The following is a 19,537-nucleotide window of genomic DNA, read 5'->3' as shown; positions in this document are numbered from 1 at the left end:
GGCATGATGCGCGACATTTTATTTTTGCTTTATGCCTATGGTTTTCCCGCCTTGCCGTTCCTGGCGTATTTCCCGGTCCGGCTTTCCACCTTTCATCCGGGAATTTTCTTTGGGCTGGGTCTGATATTGTACATTCAGGATGCGCCCCAAAAATGGCTATGGCTGTTTTTCGTTGTTTTAAGCCTGGCAGTAAGCCTTTTAACCCCCACCCGCACGGTCTGGCTGGCTTTGGGGTTCATGGTGGGACTGCTGCTGATATTTTATTCCCAGCACCGCCGCAAGGCCGTGATCCTGATCGTAGTGATGCTGGCGGTGATGGGTTTGGTGATGGTCCAGGGCACCAGTTCCGGCAGTTACCGGGAAGACCAGGCCGCCCGCATCCAGTTAATGCTGGGCTATCAAAGAGACGCTTCGGTGCAGAGCCGGTTGGATGAGTTTAGACAGTCCGGGGAACTGTTTTTTTCTTCGCCATTCATCGGGGTGGGTTTTGGCTACCAGTACCATTTTTGGGAACACTGGGTAAAAGCCTTGCAAGGCTCGGGCTATTCGGATACCAATTTTACCCACAACGACATAATGAATTTTGCCGCCAAGGGCGGATTGGCCGGGTTGATATTGCTGACTTTAGCTATTACAGGGTTGATCAGGGCCCTGCAAAAAAAGAGGGTGGATGACCCGGATCCGTTAAGCCGCACCTGGGCCGCCTTTGGGATAATAACCGTCATCCAGTCGTTATTTGTGGGACTCTCCACCCCGGTGTACCAGACCAGGGAGGCGATTTTCCTTTTGGCGGTCATCATAGCCTTGAGCCTGAGTTATTCAAACGAAGAGAAGGAAGTAGATTCGGTATGATGTCCTTTCTGCAGTATCGGTTGGCCTATAAGGCCTTTGATCTGCTGACCTTCCCCAGGCTTTTGCCGGGGACCTTTTCCGTTCTGCAGGAGTCGCTGTTCCGCCGGAAAAGCAGAGCCAAGATAACCATCCTGACCTTTACGGTGTTTCCCCAATTGGCCCGTATCTGGCATCATGTGATGCTGCCGGTGTTTGCCGAACTTAAAAAAGCCGGTTACGACAATGAAGTGATTATGGTGGATTGCTGCGGCGACCTTAAGTCCGGGGATTTTCCCGGCGTGCGGATTGTGAGATTCATCAATTTCAGGCATTACCACAAACTGGATTATTTCGTCAGGCATTTTACGAGCTCAGGACTCGTCTGGCTTAGTGACGACGATTGTTTTGTGTTCGCCTCCCGACCGATAGCGGCCGCCTGTGAACTATTTGAAAAAGATCCAAAATTGGCGGCCTATAGCCTGCATCCCCGCCCGGAATGGAAGTTCAATATCGCCGGGGTTGCCCATAGGCCCATGGGTTCGTATTCCGTGCTGGTGAGGCCAGGACTCATTAAAAAAATGGGTTTGACTTTCACTCCGTCCCCGGCACATAATCCCCATAACGGACGGGGGTATGATACCTGCGACAATATGAACGAATCGTTTCTTACTAACGGGTATGCCGTTGGTGAGATCGGGGAAAAAGACAAGGATGAGATGGTGTCCTGTCTTCGGGCCGGCAGTTCCTGGAAGCCAGCCGCCAGCTGCCTTAGCAAGCCGGCGTTGAAGGGTTTTTTCCAAAACCCGGCCAACCACAACATAACGCTGAGATACACCATAGGCTCCTTTTACACCGCAGCCCATGTGTCTGAAATATGCAACGAATTATTCAGGGGTGAGAGCTGGTCTCCCGTCTTTACCCGGGAAGAGTTGCTGGGATTTACGAAAAAGATAAATGATCCTGCTTTGCGGGATTATATTAACGAAGAATATCGCTGGGCCGATGAGGCGGTGCTTAACTTTTGGCGGTTATATAAGGAAAAACATGACGCCATCACCTGAACTATCAGTGATCATCGTCAGCTATAACGTCCGGCAGCTGCTTACGGAATGCATCGCTTCCGTGATCAACTCCTGCCGGGATATTGAACACGAGATAATTGTGGTTGACAATGCCTCCGCCGACGGCAGCGCGGAAGCCGTAAAAAATCAATTCCCCAAAGTGAAGATCATTGCCAATCCAAAAAACAGCGGATTTTCCGCGGCCAACAACCAGGGTTACAAAATATCCCGGGGCCGGTATATCTTACTGCTTAATCCGGATACCATGGTCAACCCCGGAGCGGTAAAAACGGTTTTGGAATTTCTTAAGGCCTCGCCCAAAGCCGGATTGGCCGGGTGCCGTCTGCTTACCGGGTCCGGCCGTCTTCAGCCGTCCATCATCAATTACCCCTCCATAACGGAAAATATTTTGACCGCCTTTTACCTGGACCGGTTCTTTTACCGGAACCGCTGGGAAAAAACCTATTACCGGGAAGGGCCGCTGGCCATTGACATTCCGGCCGGGGCCTTCATGATGGTCTCCCGGCAGGTTTTGGGCCAGGGGCCGCTGTTTGACGAAGGCTATTTCATGTATTCCGAGGAGGCCGGTCTGTCCTGGCGCCTTAAGGCAAAAGGCTTTCAAAACTATTATGTCCCCGGAGTTGAGATCATTCACCTGGGGGAGCAAAGCACCTCGCCCAGGGAAGTGGAAATGTACCGGATGCTTCAGGCCAGCAAGCTAAAATTTTATTACGGACATTACAGCCCGGCCCAGGCATTTTTTCTGTCCTTATCTTTGTGGCTGGTTCTGGTCTCGCGGCTTTTAACCTCAGTTCCCTTGCTGCCGTTCAAGGGTTATGGCCGTTTGAGGTTGTTCTGGCTGACCGCAATTCATTTCCCGCCATTATGGCGCCGGGCCGCGGTTAAAACATGAAGATATTATACGTCGCCAAACTATACCCCTACCCGCCGGAGGATGGCAGTCTGGTCCGGGTATACAACATCCTCCACCAGTTAAGCGCCCGCCACCAGATAACCCTGGCGGCCCAGGTGCCGGAAGGAGCAAAACCTCTGCCTTTGCCGGTGAAGGTGGTCAGCGTCAAGCCCCGCAGCGAAGGCCGGCTTAAGTATTTACAGGTATTCAACCTCTTCCGCCTGATCCCCTATCACCAGCAGCGCTACCTGACCAAAGCCCTGATAAAAACGGTTAAGGACCTGTGCCGGCAAACGGAATACGACCAGGTGATAGTGGATTCCCTTTACCTGGCTTCGCTGGTCCGCTATCTGCCGGGCCGCAAGATAGTCGTCAACGAGCAGAATTACGAACCGCAGGTGATGAAGGACCACTACCGGTCGGCCAGGAACCCGGTCAAGGCGGCTTACTTTTACTGGCAGTACCTTAAGGTGGACCGGCTGATGCGGTGGGCGGCCGCCAGACCGGATCTTTCGTTCTTCTGCGTTTCCCGGCCGGATGCCGATCAGGTTCTGCGGATAAATCCCGGGGCCCGGGTTTTTCTGGCGCCCAACGGGGTGGACGTAGAAAAATACGGGTACGCCATACCGCCCCAAAATGAGACGGTCTCATTTTTGGGAAGTTTGGCCTGGGCGCCTAATGTGGACGGGCTCAGGTGGTTTCTCCATGACATCTGGCCGGCGCTAAAATCCGGCAGGCCCGGGGCAAAATTCAAGGTGATCGGCCAGGATCCTAATTTGGTTTCCCGGCAATACAGCCTGGCCGATGTGCAATTTACCGGCCGGGTGGAAGAGGTCGCCTCCCATGTCCTGTCATCGGCCGTATTCGTGGTCCCTCTGCGTTTCGGCGGCGGCACCAAGCTAAAGCTTTTGGAGGCCATGGCGCTGGGCCGGCCGGTGGTCACCACCGCCAAGGGCGCCGAGGGGATCGAGGGCATAGAGAACGGGCTAAATGCCATCATCACCGATGACCCGGTCCAGTTTGCCGGCAGTGTAAATGACCTGCTTAACGACCATGAAAAAGCGGTGCGGATGGGCCTGGCCGGGCGGAAGCTGGTGGAACAGCGCTACGACTGGACCCGGATCGGCCGGAGCATGGATGACTGCCTGGCCGGGTTGACCGCCAAAGTCCCGGCCGTCCCGGGCCTGCTCTACGGCCGGGACATCATCTGCTTCTCCAACGACTGGCAGCAGGACCCGCTCTCCAAGCATCACATCATGAGCCGCCTGGCCAGGCAGAACCGGGTGCTGTGGATAAATTCCATCGGTCTGCGCAACCCCACCGCCACCCGGATGGATGTCATCAAAGGGTTCACAAAAATAAGGGACTTTTTCACCCGCCGGCTGGAAAAGGTAAGCGGCAATCTTTCGGTGCTAAACCTGCTGGTACTGCCTTTTCACGGCCACCGCCTGATCAACAAAATAAATAAACTCCTGCTGGTCAGCCAGGTGCGGTTCTACCAAAGCAAGCTGGGCTTTGCCAAGCCCATCCTATGGTCCTTTCTGCCCAATGCCGAAAGCGCTTTCGGCCGGATGGATGAAGAGCTGTCGATCTATTACCTCACCGATGATTTCACCAAGTTCACCGGGCACCCGGCCCGGGCCATAGGCCGGATGGAGGAGAGCTTGATAGAAAAGGCAGACCTGGTGATAGCCTCCGCCGGCAATCTGGTGGATATCAAGGGCCGGGGCAAAAAGATACACCTGGTCGGCCACGGGGTGGACCACCGGCATTTTAGCCGGGCGTTGGAGATGACAAGCAAAGACTGGCCGGTAGATGTCAAAGACCTGAAAAAGCCCGTAATAGGATTCTACGGCGAGATCAACGACTGGCTGGACCTGGAAATGCTGCGCCGGGCGGCGGAACTTAAGCCCGATTGGTCGTTTGTGCTGGTGGGCCGGGTGGCGGTGGAGGTGGGAAATCTTGACAGCCTCCGGGCAGTAAAGAACATCCGCCTGCTGGGCCAGAAAAAGTTCGATCAACTGCCGGCCTACTGCGCGGCCTTTGACGTGGGTTTGATACCGATGAAATTGAATGACCTGACCGTCTGCGTGAATCCCTTAAAACTTAAGGAATACCTGGCCGCCGGACTGCCGGTGGTCTCGGCCCGCCTGCCGGAAGTGCAGGCCTACAAAGACGTGGTGGAATTTGCCGGCACCGCCGAAGAACTCGTGTCTGCGGTAGAAAAACTGCTGGCTAAGGACCGTTCAACCCTGAAATATGAACTAAGCCGCCGGGTGGCCAATGAAAGCTGGGATGCCAAGGTGGTGGAGATCTCAAAACTGATCCAAACCGCGTTGGAACAAAAGGTGCCAACCCCGGTTGTCGCGTTAAAACGATCAGTGAGCATCGCAGTTGACGGCGGTTAAAAGCTTGTCTGCATGTTTGAGGGCTGGGCCAAAGCCCGAGTTCAGACAAGCCCGACGGCAACGAGAAGCGCAACGCGGGCCCGCTGTAGCCTTGGCGTAAGCGTGGCCCGGAGAGTTTTAAGCGACGAGCTTTTTCTTGACCTTCCAAAATAAAATCAGATGCGGGAATCCCACGAAGCGGGATTGGTTATTCTCTTTTTGGCGGTACAAAAAGAAAAGAACATAATTGAGCCTATATTCTGTAAATAAAAAATCATGACACTCCTGTCAAAATAAAATGCAACCATTCGTCTCCATAATCCTCCCTGTCCGCAACGAGGAACAGTACATCATAAACTGCCTCGACTCCATCGCGGCCCAGGACTATCCCCACGACCTGATGGAACTGCTGATAGTGGACGGTCTTTCCGACGATGACACCCTGGAACAGATCGCTGAATTTGACAGCCGGTACGACGAATTTCCGGTAACGATACTGCCAAACCCAAAACAGGCGGTTTCCAGCGCCCGCAACATAGCCATCAAAAAGGCTGTTGGAGATGTCATAGTCTGCATGGATGCCCATGCCCTGTATTCGCCGGACTATATCAGCTCCTGCGTGCAGGTAATGGAGGCCACCGGGGCCGCTACCGTGGGCGGGCATATGAGGGCCTTGCCGGCCAATGACACTGCACTGGCCCGGGCCAGCGTGCTGGCCAACGATTCCCCTTTCGGTTTGGGCGGGGGGCGGTTTCACGATCCCAATTACGAGGGTTTGGTGGAAACGGTTTGGATGGGGTGCTACAAAAAGGAGGCCCTTTACAATGTCGGCTTGTATGACGAACGCCGCACCCGCACCGAGGACATAGACCTGAACCGGCGGCTGATCGAAGCTGGTTACAAGATATACCTTTCGCCCATGATCAAGGCCTGGTATTACCCCAGGTCCAAGTTCACAGACCTTTGGCGCCAGCGCTGGGCCGACGGCTTCGAGATCACCCGTTTCCTGCCGGACAATCCCAAAGCCCCAAGGCTCCGCCACTTCATCCCCCTGATCTTCGTCTCTTCCCTGATCCTTCTCACCGCCCTCAGCCTTTCCGGCCTGGGCGCCGCCCTCTGGGGCCACGGGGCCGGCACCAAACTGGCCAACGCCCTCCATGGCCTGAAGGGTTTTGGCTTAAAACAACCCGGCGTCCTCGATCAAAAGTCCTGGAGCTGGCACCTGCTGTTCCTGCGGCTGCTGGCGCTGGAGCTGGGGGCCTACCTTGGCGCCATGGCGCTGGCTGTCATACAGGCGGGCAGAAGCCAGTACAAAGTTCATAAAGTCAAGAAAGCGGAAAGTGTAACGCGGGACGAAGTTCATAAAGTCGAGAAAGTTGAAAGTGTAAAGCTGGGCGAAGATACTTCTGAACCCGAAGCAACCAGTCCCGGACTTTCCACTTTAGGACTTTCCGACTTTAGGCCTGCGCCCGGCTCCCTGCTGTTGCTCCCCGCGGTGTTCCTCACCCTGCACGTCTCCTACGGCCTGGGTTCGCTCTGGGGCCTGGCAACTTTGCCCTTCTGGCTGGGCACCAATCAAAAAACATAAGGCAGAAAGCAGAATTTATAAAACCCCTTTGTGCCGGAGTTTACCCTGAGTGTGTCGAAGGGGGTCTTGGTGTGAAAGGAAATATATTTCGTGTATTTAGTGCCTGAGCGCTGAAGCCCCGCCGGACACTGAGCACTGAGCTTGTCGAAGTGTCGAAGTGTGGCGGGGCACAAGCGCGGGAAAGGTCCCCCGGGGTTCTGCCCGGCAATGCCGGTTTTTTGTGGCTAAGAAATATTTATTGACAAATGGACATAAAACCAATATAATGGACATATATCCATTATAAAGGACATATATGAAAAAGGTCACCAGATCCTTGTTCTGGGAGAGCGCTTTGCAAAATGTGCTGTTATACCTGGCCCGCCACCCCCAAACCGAGTTTTACGGCCGGGAGGCGGCCGTCAGGTCCGGGGTGGGAAAAAGCGCCGCCAATTATGCCTTAAGGCGGCTGGCCGAACTGGGCTGGGTTACGGTCAGGTCCAGCGGACGGATGAAGCATTACCGGGTAATCCCCGGACATCCGGCGGTCTGCCAGGTAAAAGTTGCCGACACCATAATCGGTCTGGATCGCTTTTTAACAAAACTGAGTCCCCTGTCGGTTAAGATCGTGCTTTACGGCAGCGCCGCTTTGGGCCAGGATCAGGAAGACAGCGACGTGGATATACTGGTCATATCCAACCAGCCCGATGCGGCCCGCCGGGCGGCGCTCACCTTTTCTCCCAAGGTCCAAACCGTGGTCAAGGACCCGGTGGAGTGGGCCGGGATGCAAAAAAGCGACGAAATATTTTATCGTGAAGTGGAACGGGGGATAGTGCTGTGGCAGAAAATATAAGCCCGGAATACCGGGAATGCCTGGATAAGGGGCGGCTTAAAAAATTCCCCCAGGCGGCCGGTCTGGCACCGGCCGAGTTGGAGCAGGCAGCCGCGGATCTTATGGCCGCCCGGCAGAGCCTGGCCCAGGGCAGTTATAAGTGGGCTTCAATTCAGGCCTATTACGCCATGTTTCATGCCGCCCGGGCATTGGTGTACAAGGCCGGGTTGCGCGAAAGGAGCCACCACTGTCTGCAATACGCCCTGAGGGACTTGTATGTTAAAACCAAACAACTGGATGTCCGTTTGGTGGAATCGCTGCAGCTGGCCAAAGTGCTCCGGGAAAATGCCGATTATTACGGTAGGTTTTCTTCCGACAGCGCCGGCCAGCTGGTCAATGATGCCGAAGAATTTCTGGCCGCGGCCAAAGGACTGATCGCCGGAGTTTGACAAAACTTTGAAAACGCCTGGGGTACTGCCCGGCGATGCCGGACCTCGTAGCGCCGTAGGCGCGAAATGTTTCTAAGAACATCAAACATATGAACGGCCCAAGGTCCGTAGGACCGGCATGGCAGCGGAGCAACGCCTGAGATGCCCGGCAGGGCAGGCGGGCGATGACCGATACGATCGAGATGCCCGGCAGGTCTGTCCGACGATGACCGATACGATCGAGATGCCCTGCAGGGCAGGCGGGCAACGCTTGACACGATCGAGATACCCGGCAGGGCTGCCCGGCGATGCCGTACCCCGTAGCGCCATAGGCGCGAAATGTTTCTAAAAACATAAAACATATGAACGGCCTAAGGTCCGTAGGACCGGCATGGCAGCGTGGAGATGCGACATCCCGCCCCTACGGGGCTACGCTTCGACATGGCTCAGCGCAACGTAAACATCCCGCCCCTACGGGGCACAAGCGCGGGAAAGGTTCCCCTGGGTTCTGCCCACTAAAGCCCACTAAAACGATCTAAAATACCATAAATATATTTTGAGTTATTTAGTGTCATTTCGTGTATTTCGTGGGAAAGGTCCTCCTGTGTGTTTTTGTGCACATTCGGCAAGCTCAGTGCACGCTTTCTGTGGGTTATGATGCTCCCCAATAACAAATAACTAATTTCCAATAACCAATACCCAATACCCGATCTGATGCTGAACTTTCTGATCGTCTTCGCCGTGACCATGGGAGTCACCCACCTGACCCTGCCGCTGGCCAAGCTTCTGGGGCGCCGGATGAACGCCTGGGATACCCCCGACGGCCTGTCGCAGGACAAGCACGTGTACCAGGTGGTCCGCACCGGGGGCATTGCCATTGCCTCAGGGGTCTACGCCGGGATACTGGCCGCCCTGTTCCTGATGCCGGAGATATTTGCCAACCGCAGCATGGCGGCCGGCATGGTGGGGGGGGGCGTGGTGTTCGTCACCGGCCTGCTGGACGACCTGCACGAGATCAAGCCCTGGCTTAAGGCCTCGCTGCTGGCGGCGGCCTGCCTGACCTCGGTGATAATGATGTCCGCCGTCAGCCTGACCGGGTACGAGCGGCTGGATTTTCTGCTGGCGGTGCTGATCCTGATGGGCGGGACCAACGCCTTCAACCTGATGGACGGGATGGACGGGCTGGCTTCCGGGATGGCCATCGCCGCCAGTCTGGGTTTCCTGGCCCTGTCCCTGCAGCTGGGTTCCGTCTACGGCTGCACCCTTAAGCTGATAGTGGGCGGGGCGGCCCTGGGCTTTTTGTTCTTCAACCGGTTTCCCGCCAAAATATTCATGGGCGACAGCGGCAGTCTGCTGCTGGGCTTTTACCTGACCGGGATCGGCCTGCAGACGGCGGGCCTGGGCCCCCGGTCCTTCATTCCGGTGCTGCTGGTGCTATCTCCCTTCATCCTGGACACCGGTCTGGCCATCGTCCGGCGGATGCTGAACAACATGGACATCTTCACCGGAGACCGGCGGCACGTCTACGACCTGCTGCACGCCCGGATCCCCTCGGTCTGGCGGGTGGACTGGCTGATGTGGGGCCTGGGGCTTTTGTTCTCGGCCCTGGGCTGGGCCGCCATATTCCTGAACCCCTGGATGCAGGCGGCCCTGCTGGCGGTTTCCTGGCTGGCCTTGATCTGGGCCATGATCCGGCTGGGAATGTTTGAACCCGCCGAAGATCACCGACTGACGCCGCCGGCCGGGCTGTTTCCGGAGGGGATAAGAATATTGGTGGTGGACGACGACCCCGGCATTCTGCAACTGGTGGCCGGTTTCTTAAAGTTAACCAAAAAGGGATACCAGATATTCACCGCGGCCGACGGCTTTGAAGCCGGGCGTATGCTGAGCCAGCATGATCCGCAGCTGGTGATACTGGACCTGAAGCTCCCCGGCATGGACGGGTTCGAGGTCTGCCGCTATATCAAGGAACACCATCCCCGGACCAGGGTGTTGGCCATCACCGGACGTGACAACCAGAAGACCCGGCAGAAAATAATGAAGGCCGGGGCCGACGCCTTTATGGGTAAGCCTTTCAGGCTGGACAAACTGCTGGAAGAGTGCGACAGGCTGTTGAACATGGCGCCGGCTTAACCCCTCTCCCGGCGGGAAACCGGATCCCCGGCCAGGCCGGGGATGAAAGGCAGCAATAAATAATTTGTGTTTTTTGTGCCCCTTCGGCTTGGCTCAGGGCATGCATTTTGTGGCAAAATTAACCGCGAAAAAAAGAAGTAACATGATCAAACTGGCTTCCCCCGACATCACCCAGCGCGAGATCGACGCCGTGGTCAAGGTGCTGAAATCCGGCACCCTCAGCCTGGGCCCGGAGATACTGAAGTTCGAAAGGTCATTCGCCGGATACACCGGGCGCAAACACGCCCTGGCGGTCTCATCCGGCACGGCGGGGCTGCACCTGATCACCCGGGCTTTGGGCTTGAAAAAAGGGGACGAGGTCATCACCTCGCCCTATTCCTTTGCCGCCTCGGTCAACTGCATCCTGTACCAGGGGGCCAAACCGGTCTTCGCGGACATCGATCCCCAAACCCTGAACATCGATCCCAAAAAGATAGAAGCCAGGATCACTTCCCGCACCCGGGCAATTTTGGCGGTGGACATCTTCGGCCTGCCGGCCGAGTTCCGGAAGATCCAGGCCCTCTGTAAAAAGCACCGGCTGATATTGATCGAGGATTCCTGCGAGGCCCTGGGGGCCGTGTATCAGAAAAAGCGGGCCGGCTCCTTCGGGGTCGCCTCGGTCTTCGGGTTCTACCCCAACAAGCAGATCACCACCGGCGAGGGCGGGATGGTGCTGACCGATGACGACCATCTGGCCGGGATCATGCGCAGCCTGCGCAACCAGGGCCGCCATTCCATGGGCGGCTGGCTGGCCCATCACGACCTGGGGTACAACTACAGGATGCCGGACATCAACGCCGCTTTGGGCTCGGTCCAGCTGGCCCGGCTGCCCGGCATCCTGGCCCGGCGGAAGAAGATAGCCCAAAACTACCAAAAGCTTTTCTCGGAACGCCTGCCGGAATTCACGGTGTTAAAAGATTTCCCCGGGATGACCCGCAGCTGGTTCGTGTTCGCGGCCCTGGTTCCGCAAAGACTCAAGGGCTTGGGCCGGGACCGGCTGATAAAGCGCCTCCAGGAACAGGGCATCGGCTGCGCCCACTACTTTCCGGCCCTGCACCTTCAGCCCTATCTGGTGAAAGAGCTGAAGCACAAACGGGGGGACTTCCCCTTAACCGAGGACGCGGCCGACCGCAGCCTGGCCATCCCGTTCCACCATCTGCTGACCCTTAAGGACCAGGAGCGGGTGGTCAAAGCCATGGAACAGTTTGTCAATGAACAATGAATCCAACTTCGCTCTGCCCTTGCCAGGGATTTAGCAGACAAGCAGAGCTTCGTCGGACAAGCACTAAACACTAAACACTAAACACTAAACGGCAAACGGGCAACAGCTACACTATGAAGAACATCCTGATCATCTCGGCCTCGGCCGGGGCCGGACACACCATGGCCGCCAAGGCCATAGAGCAGTCCCTGGCCTCGGCTCCCCAGAGCCAGCAGAAGTACCGGGTGACCCACATCGACCTGTTGAAATTCTCCACCCTGCTCTACAAGGCGGTCTATCACGACCTGTACCTTTACATGGCCCAGAACCAGCCGCTGATGTGGGGCTACATCTTCACCACCTCGGACAACCTCAAGCGCCAGAACCGCCCCGATTTCCTGTTGCGGCTTTTGGACACCCTCAACACCCGCAAGTTCACCTCCTTCATCAAGGAGCAGGAGTGGGACCTGATAATCTCCACCCATTTCCTGGCCTCCCAGCTGGTCTGCGACCTTAAGCGCAAGGGAAAAATAGAGGCCCCGCTTTTGACCGTGACCACCGACTACGGCCTGCACTCCTACTGGATCCTGCCGGAATGCGAACACTATTCGGTGGCCGACCAGAACAGCCGCCAGCACCTGATGGCCTCGGGCGTCCCCTCCGGGCGGATCAACGTGCTGGGAATTCCGGTCAACCCGGAGTTCGCCAAAAAGAAGCCTTCATCCGTCATCCGGGAAAGGCTGGTGCTGGCCCCCCGGCTGCCCGCGGTGCTGATGCTGTCCGGGGGGTTCGGGGTGGGTCCCATCGAAAAAATGGTGGCCTCGCTGGCCGCGGTCAAATCCAACTTCCAGCTGGTGGTGATCGCCGGGAAGAACCGCAAGCTTTTAAGCCGCCTGCGCCAGATGAGGGAACAGCTGCCGTTCAAGATGATCACCGTGGGGTTCACCGAGCAGATGGACGAGTACATGCGGGCCTGCGACATCCTGATCAGCAAGCCCGGCGGCCTGACCACCGCCGAGGCCATGGCCTGCGGCCTGCCCATGATCATCGTCAACCCCATCCCCGGCCAGGAGGACATGAACAGCGACATGCTGCTGGAGCACGGGGCCGGGATCAAGGCCATGCACCAGCTGGACATTCCCCACCGGCTGGACGAGGTGCTGTCCTCGCCCCAGAAACTTTCAGCCATGAGAAAGAACGCTTTGGCCCTGGGCAGGCCCCGGGCCGCCCAGGAGGTGGCCAAATTGGTGGAGGAGATACTGGACTGAACGCCAAACAAAGCTGTAAGCCGTCAGCCATAAGCTATCAGCCGTATATCCCCGGTGTTTTGAAAGCATATAGAACATAGAACATATAGCATAAGGCTTATAGCTTATAGCTTAGAGCTTAGAGCTTAGAGCATACAGCTTAGATAAGGAGTTTCACAGATGCCCAAGATCAAGCGCTTCGGGATCCTGACCGCCGGGGGCGACTGCCCCGGCCTTAACGCCGTGATCCGGGCGGTGGCCAAGACCGCCATCAGCGAGCACGGGATGCAGGTGATCGGCATCGAGGACGGCTACGCCGGGCTGATCGAGGGCCGGTATCACGAGCTCACCTGGCGCAACGTCTCCGGCATCCTGGCCGAGGGCGGCACCATTTTGGGCACCTCCAACCGGGACAACCCCTTCCGCTACGCGGTCAAGAACGCCCAGGGGGAGATGGAATACCAGGATGTTTTCGACCGGGTGCAGAAGAACTTTGAGCTGGCCCGCCTGGAGGCCCTGGTGGCCATCGGCGGCGACGGCACCATGGCCATGACCCAGAAGATGATAGACCGGGGGATCAAGGTGGTGGGCATCCCCAAGACCATCGACAACGATTTGGCCGCCACCGACGTCACCTTCGGCTTCGACTCGGCGGTGGTGACCGCCACCGAGGCTTTGGACAAGCTGCAGTCCACCGCCATGTCCCACCACCGGGTGATGATAGTGGAGACCATGGGCCGCTACGCCGGGTGGATAGCGCTTTACAGCGGGGTGGCCGGCGGCGGCGACATCATACTTTTGCCAGAGATCCCCTACGACATCAACCAGGTCTGCCGGCGGATCATCGAGCGCAACCAGAAGGGCCGGCGCTTCTCCATCGTGGTGGTCTCGGAGGGGGCCAAGCCCAAAGGGGGTGAGATGGTGGTCCGCAAGCTGATCAAGGAGTCCACCGACCCGGTGCGGCTGGGGGGCATCGGCCAGAAGCTGGCCGACGACATCGAGGAGCAGACCGGGATCGACTGCCGGGTGACGGTGCTGGGCCACCTGCAGCGGGGCGGCAGTCCCACCGCCTTCGACCGGATACTGGGCACCCGGTTCGGGGTCAAGGCCGTGGAGCTTCTGGCCAGGGGTGAGTTCGGGCAGATGGCGGCCCTGAAGGGGCTGAAGGTGGAGGCGGTGCCCATCAAGGAGGCGGTGGGCCAGCTGCGGCTGGTGCAGCCGGACTCCGAGGTGATCCGGGCGGCCAAGTCCATTGGCACCGTGTTCGGGGACTAAAAGGAGAGGGGCGCAAATCCAAGGCCGGTTTGGCGGATGTTTTAAGCCTGAGAGTTCCCTTGGTCCGGTGATGTTTTGAACCCCCAACTTCAGGCCGCAGAGAGGATTGCCGGCAGATAACTCCGGGAGCAATATGGCGGGTCTAAATAAACAAGCATTCATGAATCAGCGCATTTTTGGGAGGTTCCCGATGACGGATAAAGCGTTGGCGGTATTCGAAAATTATAAAATCCGCCGCCATTACGACCCGCAGGCTGAAAAATGGTATTTTTCGGTGGTGGACATCGTGGCGGTGTTGGTACAGCAGCCGGATTATCAGGCCGCTCGAAACTATTGGAAAGTATTGAAAAACCGGTTGAAAAAAGAAGGCAGTCAGTCGGTTACAAAATGTAACCGACTGAAGTTGGAGGCTGCCGATGGTAAAAAATACCTGACCGATGCCGCCGACCCGGAAACCCTGTTAAGGCTTATCCAGTCTGTTCCCAGTCCCAAGGCCGAACCGATCAAACTCTGGCTGGCCAAGGTGGGTTACGAACGCCTGCAGGACATGACAGACCCCGTCCGTTCCCTGGACCGCGCCCGACTGTACTGGCAGCAGCACGGTAGAAGCCAAAAGTGGATCCAACAGCGGATGATGGGCCAGGAAACCCGCAACAAACTGACCGATTACTGGAACGGCCATGACATCAAGGGCGAAGAGGAGTATGCTTTTTTAACCAACATCATTCATCAGGAATGGAGCGGCGTTTCGGTCAAGAAGCATAAAGAGATCAAAGGCCTAAAAACCCAAAACCTGCGGGATCATATGAGCGAAGCGGAGCTGATTTTTTCGGCGTTGGCGGAGCTCTCGACCCGCCAGATTGCTGAAAGCGTGAAAGCCTCCGGGCTGGACGAAAACGCCCAAGCCGGGCAAAAAGGCGGAAAGATAGCCAGGAAAGCGCGGTTGGAGTTGGAGCGGAGAACAGGGAAAAGCGTTGTAACGCAGGACAATTATCTTCCTCCGCCCAAAAAACAATTAAAACAAGATGACTGAACATTTTCCAATTCCCCAGGCCATGATTAACAACCAAGAGCCATGAAAAAAACAATTATCCTCCTATCGCTGCTGTTGCTCTGCTGGTCAGCCCGGGCCGCCCAATATGAGCTAATCCTGCCGCTGCAGTACAACTATTACCAGCCCCTGGACGCCGCGGCCCTGGGCAGCGGCCAGGTCACCTGCCTGGCCTCAGGCCCTTCAGCCTTGTTCGGCAACCCCTGTCGGCTGGAGATCCCCGGGACCAGGGTTTCGGCCTCGGTCTCGTCCGGCTATCTTTCGGAGGGCCGCAGCCATGTGCTGATCACCACCCGGCAGTCCCCGGCCCTGCCGGCCTCGGCCGCTTTTGCCTGGAACTTCGGACGCTGGGGGCTGGCCGCAGGTTTTGCCAACAGCATGAAAACCGACATGAGCTTTCCCGACCAGTGGCAGCCCTATGTCCGGCAGCAGGCCGGCCTGCAACTGCGCCAGGCCGCCCTGGGCGGATTTTATAAGATATCACAGGGGGTGACGGCCGGTCTGGCCCTGGTCGGGGGGAAGGCTTCCATCGCCTGGCAGAAAGGGGAAACCCTGATAGCCCAAGGCTCGGCCTCGGGCCTGAACCTTAACGCCGGGATAGAGATCACCATCAATCCCGAGCTGCTGCTGTTCACCCGCCTCCGCACCGAGTGCCGGCTTAACGGCACCGCCGATTATCTGCCGGAAGCCGGGGAGGGAGACCTGGCCCTTTACGGAGTGGTACCGGCCCTCTCCACCCTGGGATTCGGCTACCGGATAGACTCCACCACCACCCTGGTTGGGCAGATCGACATCACCGGCTGGCAGAATGTTTCCTGGGATTATCAGGGCCGGGCCGACTTTAAGCTGGGAATTGAGCTGCAGCCTGCCTCTCCCGGCTATATCCTGCGGTTCGGATTTTTTACCATGGGCACGCCGCTGGTGCCCCAGCTGACCCAAAACTACCCCAGCCTGCGGGACATGTATTTCCTTTCGTCCGGGCAGTCCTTCAACCTGGGGCCGGTGGCCTTCAGCTTCTCCGCCGCCACCAGCCGGCTGTTCTCCGGAGGCGGCCTCAAGCAGGACATGCTGTCCCTGTCCCTGCAGTATTCCCGCTGAGGGCGGGACATCTTGCAGCCAACCATGAACAATGAACTGCAAACTGCAAACGCCAAACGCCAAAACTTGTCCTGCCTGCACGCCGTAGGAGTGAGCGATGCGCCGAGCGGGGTCAAGGTGAAAGGCCGGCTTGCCTAACAAATGAATGGACGCCAAACAGAAAACTGTTCAACTGTAAACTGTTTACCAGGGGAGGGAGGCAAATGACCGAGCTTAAGATCAGATTCGATTACAACAACCTGATGTCCGAGCGGCTGGGGGATTTTGGAATATCCTACCCCCAGATCGAGAAGTCGGGGCTGCTGGCGGCCCAGGCCTCGGAGTGGTTCTACCGCCAGCGGGCCAAGGGGAAGATGGATTTCTTTGACCTGCCGGAAAGGCCCGAACATCTGAAATCATCGCTGGCCCTGGCCCGGATGCTGAAGGGCAGGTTCAGCGACCTGGTGGTGCTGGGCATCGGCGGCTCGGCCCTGGGCACGGCGGCGATTCAGGCGGCCCTTAATCCTTATGCCTACAACCACCTGGACAAGAAGGAGCTCAAGGGACGGCCCCGGCTGTGGGTGCTGGACAACGTGGACCCGGAAAAACTGAAAAACATCCAGTCGCTTTTAAACCCCAAGACCACCCTGGTCAACGTCATCAGCAAGTCGGGGGCCACCGCCGAGACCAGCGCCCAGTTCCTGTGGCTGCGGGCCTGGCTGTTCAAAGCGCTGGGACCCAAATGGAAGAACAACCTGGTCGTCACCACCGACCCCCAGGAGGGGATATTAAGGCAGATCGTCCGGGAGGAGGGGCTGCTGAGCCTGGAGGTCCCGGGGGGCGTGGGCGGCCGGTTCTCGGTGCTGACCCCGGTGGGGCTGTTTCCCCTGGCCATGGCCGGGGTGGATGTCAAAGGCCTGCTGGCCGGCGCGGCCGCCATGCGCCAGCGGACCCTGGAAGAAAATCCCTGGCGCAACCCGGCCCGGCTTTACGCCCTGACCCAGTATCTGCTTTACCGCAAGGGCTGCCACATCAGCGTGATGATGCCCTATTCCGACAGCCTTTATCTTATGGCCGACTGGTTCCGCCAGCTGTGGGCCGAAAGCCTGGGCAAAAGGCTTAACAGCAAAAACGAGGTGGTGGAGACCGGCCCCACCCCGGTCAAGGCGCTGGGGGCCACCGACCAGCATTCCCAGATCCAGCTTTATGCCGAGGGGCCGCGGGACAAGGTGGTGACCTTCATCCGGGTGGAAAAATTCCGGTCCGTCCTGCCCGTCCCCAAGGGCTACCTCAAAATAAAGGATCTGGCCTATTTGAGCGGCCACGATTTCGGGGAGCTTTTGAACGCCGAGCAGCGGGCCACCGCCATGGCCCTGGCCAGGAACGGCCGCCCCAACTGCACTTTCATCCTTCCCCGGATCGATGCCCAGGTCATCGGACAAATGATATTCCTTTTGGAGACGGCCACCGCCTATGCCGGCGGGCTGTTCGGGGTCAACCCCATGGACCAGCCGGGGGTGGAGGAGGGCAAGCGCTACGCCTACGGCCTGATGGGCAAGCAGGGCTTTGCCAACCGGGCGGTGGAGGTCAAAAAGTTTGAAGCGGGCAGCCAGAAAAAATACATTATATAAAAAGCGGGCGGCCCGGTGCCAAAGCCGGGGCGCCAAGGGTCAGGCTTTAAATTCACATCCAACGGACAATGAAGAACGACAAGCATAAATGTGACCACTCCAGGCTGATCCACGTCCTGCAAAACCAGGCCCAGGTGCTTAATCTGGTCGGCAAAAATGAAAGATCCTTGGCCGGCCTAAAACGGGGGCTGGCCGTCTCAAAGCGCTGCGGAGATAAAAGATCCCAGGCCGACTGCCTGGATCAGCTGTGCCAGATATACACCTCGCTCAGCCGGTACCAGGAGATGCAGGCGGCCGCCCAGGTGGCATTCGAGCTGTATCAGGAACTGGATGACCGGAAGGGCCAGGCGGCCAGCCTCAACAATTTCGGCTACGTCCACAGCCGGATGGGGGATTACCCCCGGGCCCTGGAGCAGTATTCCCTTTCCCTTGAAATCCAGGAGGAGATCGGCGACCGCCGGGGCCAGGCCTACAGCCTCAGCAACATCGGCACGGCCCACAACTTCCAGGCCGATTTTCCCAGGGCGCTGGACCATTTCACCCGGTCCCTCAAGATCCAGGAGGAGATCGGCGACCGGCCGGGGCAGGCCCTCAGCCACAGCAACCTGGGCGGGGTCTACGGCCAGCTGGGGGATTATCCCCGGGCCTTGGAACACTATGACCGGTCGCTGAACATAAGGAAACAGATCGGCGACCGCCAGGGCCAGGCCAACCTTCTCAGCAATATCGGGGTGGTCCGGAGTCTGATCAGCGACTGGCCCGGAACGCTGGGATACAACACCCGGTCCCTTAAGATCCGGGAGGAGACCGGAGACCGGCGGGGACAGGCCCTGTGCCTCAGCAACATCGGCGCGGTGCACCGGCAGCTGGGCGATTATCCCCGGGCCCAGGCCTGCTACGCCAGCTCCCTGAAGATACAGGAGGAGATCCGCGACCGGAAGAATCAGGCCATCAGCCTGAACAACCTGGGCGGGGTCCATGAGGATCTGGGGGATGAGGACCGGGCCCTGGAGCATTACCGCCGGTCGCTGAAGATGCGGGAGGAGATGGGGGACAGCCTGGGCCAGGCCACCAGCCTCAACAGCATTGCCAATGTCTGCCTGGCCCGGGGGGAGATCATCGAGGCCGGGGAGCTGCTTTTACTGGCCGAAAAGATAGCCCGGGAAAGGGGCGGGAAGAACCTTCTCAGGAAGATCTTCCTTTCCCTGGGCGAATTGGAATTGTCCCGGCCCGCCCCGGAAACCTCACCGGTCAGGGCTTTGGAATTTGCAGCCCAGTCGCTCCAATTGGCCGGGGAACTGAAGTCGAAGTCCGGCCGGGCCGAGGCCCTGCTGCTGCAGGCCAGGATCGAGCGCTCTGAAGATAAATTCCAGGAAGCCATCGCCATCTCCCAGGAACTTAATAATCCGCTGGAGACGGCCAAGGCCGTGTTTTATCATGGCAGCACCATGCCGGCCAGGGATTCGGTTGACAGGGCCAGGGTAATGTTTGAAAGATTGGGAGCCAAAGGCTGGCTGGCCAGACTGGGGGATAGTGAGTGAAACATCAGGGAAACCGAATAGAAATGGAAAAGTAAAAAAATGCCCGATAAAAAACACCTCATAATCTCTACAGCCATTTTAATCCTGTCGCTGGCCGGCTGCGGGGGGCAGGCGGTGCTCAAGCCGGAAACGGCCTTGATCCCTGCGGCTTTGGACAGCGCGGCGGTCAAGCGCGCCCGGCTGGTCCAAAGCATCGACTCGCTTCTGGCCGACAGCTCGCTGGAGCAGGCCCAGTGCGGGCTTTACCTGATCGAGTTGAGCGGGTCCGGGCCGCTGTACGCCAGGAACCAGGACCAGCTTTTGATCCCGGCTTCGGTCAACAA

General features: G+C 58.0%; 16 protein-coding genes. All 16 read left to right on the top strand.

Going from position 1 to position 19,537, the window contains the following annotated elements; all coding sequences use genetic code 11:
• Positions 1 to 852 (top strand): O-antigen ligase family protein (locus Q7U71_08035; GenBank protein ID MDO9391706.1); only part of this gene is annotated, 852 nt, incomplete at its 5' end.
• On the top strand, positions 849 to 1,892 hold the full coding sequence (locus Q7U71_08030; protein ID MDO9391705.1) for a hypothetical protein: 1,044 nt from the start codon (positions 849 to 851) through the stop codon (positions 1,890 to 1,892). The genes Q7U71_08035 and Q7U71_08030, both read left to right, overlap by 4 nt.
• Positions 1,876 to 2,805 carry a glycosyltransferase family 2 protein gene (locus tag Q7U71_08025; GenBank protein ID MDO9391704.1) on the top strand — a complete coding sequence of 310 codons (930 nt, stop codon included), beginning with the start codon at positions 1,876 to 1,878 and terminating at the stop codon, positions 2,803 to 2,805. Before Q7U71_08030 ends, Q7U71_08025 begins: the two co-directional genes overlap by 17 nt.
• Complete coding sequence (locus tag Q7U71_08020) at positions 2,802 to 5,213, top strand: glycosyltransferase (protein ID MDO9391703.1); 2,412 nt, start codon at positions 2,802 to 2,804, stop codon at positions 5,211 to 5,213. Before Q7U71_08025 ends, Q7U71_08020 begins: the two co-directional genes overlap by 4 nt.
• A gap of 277 nt (positions 5,214 to 5,490) precedes the next feature.
• Entirely contained in the window at positions 5,491 to 6,780 is a 1,290-nt protein-coding gene (locus tag Q7U71_08015; protein MDO9391702.1) for a glycosyltransferase family 2 protein, read from the top strand.
• Between the two features lie 295 nt (positions 6,781 to 7,075).
• Entirely contained in the window at positions 7,076 to 7,612 is a 537-nt protein-coding gene (locus Q7U71_08010) for a nucleotidyltransferase domain-containing protein (GenBank protein ID MDO9391701.1), read from the top strand.
• Complete coding sequence (locus Q7U71_08005; GenBank protein MDO9391700.1) at positions 7,597 to 8,040, top strand: HEPN domain-containing protein; 444 nt, start codon at positions 7,597 to 7,599, stop codon at positions 8,038 to 8,040. The genes Q7U71_08010 and Q7U71_08005 overlap by 16 nt, the downstream gene beginning before the upstream one ends.
• Before the next feature lie 693 nt (positions 8,041 to 8,733).
• Positions 8,734 to 10,152, top strand: a complete 1,419-nt coding sequence (locus tag Q7U71_08000; protein MDO9391699.1) for a response regulator — start codon at positions 8,734 to 8,736, stop codon at positions 10,150 to 10,152.
• A gap of 142 nt (positions 10,153 to 10,294) precedes the next feature.
• On the top strand, positions 10,295 to 11,413 hold the full coding sequence (locus Q7U71_07995; protein ID MDO9391698.1) for a DegT/DnrJ/EryC1/StrS family aminotransferase: 1,119 nt from the start codon (positions 10,295 to 10,297) through the stop codon (positions 11,411 to 11,413).
• Positions 11,414 to 11,526: 113 nt separating this feature from the next.
• Positions 11,527 to 12,660, top strand: a complete 1,134-nt coding sequence (locus Q7U71_07990) for a glycosyltransferase (protein MDO9391697.1) — start codon at positions 11,527 to 11,529, stop codon at positions 12,658 to 12,660.
• Positions 12,661 to 12,819: 159 nt separating this feature from the next.
• Positions 12,820 to 13,914, top strand: a complete 1,095-nt coding sequence (locus Q7U71_07985) for a 6-phosphofructokinase (GenBank protein MDO9391696.1) — start codon at positions 12,820 to 12,822, stop codon at positions 13,912 to 13,914.
• Between the two features lie 190 nt (positions 13,915 to 14,104).
• Positions 14,105 to 14,947: a BRO family protein gene (locus Q7U71_07980; GenBank protein MDO9391695.1), complete on the top strand. Its 843-nt coding sequence runs from the start codon at positions 14,105 to 14,107 to the stop codon at positions 14,945 to 14,947.
• Between the two features lie 42 nt (positions 14,948 to 14,989).
• Entirely contained in the window at positions 14,990 to 16,063 is a 1,074-nt protein-coding gene (locus tag Q7U71_07975; GenBank protein MDO9391694.1) for a hypothetical protein, read from the top strand.
• A 203-nt stretch (positions 16,064 to 16,266) separates the two neighbouring features.
• On the top strand, positions 16,267 to 17,673 hold the full coding sequence (locus Q7U71_07970) for a glucose-6-phosphate isomerase (protein MDO9391693.1): 1,407 nt from the start codon (positions 16,267 to 16,269) through the stop codon (positions 17,671 to 17,673).
• 68 nt (positions 17,674 to 17,741) lie between these two features.
• Positions 17,742 to 19,214, top strand: coding sequence for a tetratricopeptide repeat protein (locus tag Q7U71_07965; protein ID MDO9391692.1), 1,473 nt, complete (start codon positions 17,742 to 17,744; stop codon positions 19,212 to 19,214).
• Between the two features lie 39 nt (positions 19,215 to 19,253).
• On the top strand, positions 19,254 to 19,537 hold a 284-nt coding region (locus tag Q7U71_07960), incomplete at its 3' end, for a hypothetical protein (protein MDO9391691.1).

It is taken from the genome of bacterium (genome assembly GCA_030655055.1).
In the GTDB taxonomy this organism is placed as follows: domain Bacteria; phylum Edwardsbacteria; class AC1; order AC1; family EtOH8; genus UBA5202.
Note: the sequence above shows the minus strand (reverse complement) of the source record. Positions and strands in the feature narration are given on the sequence as shown.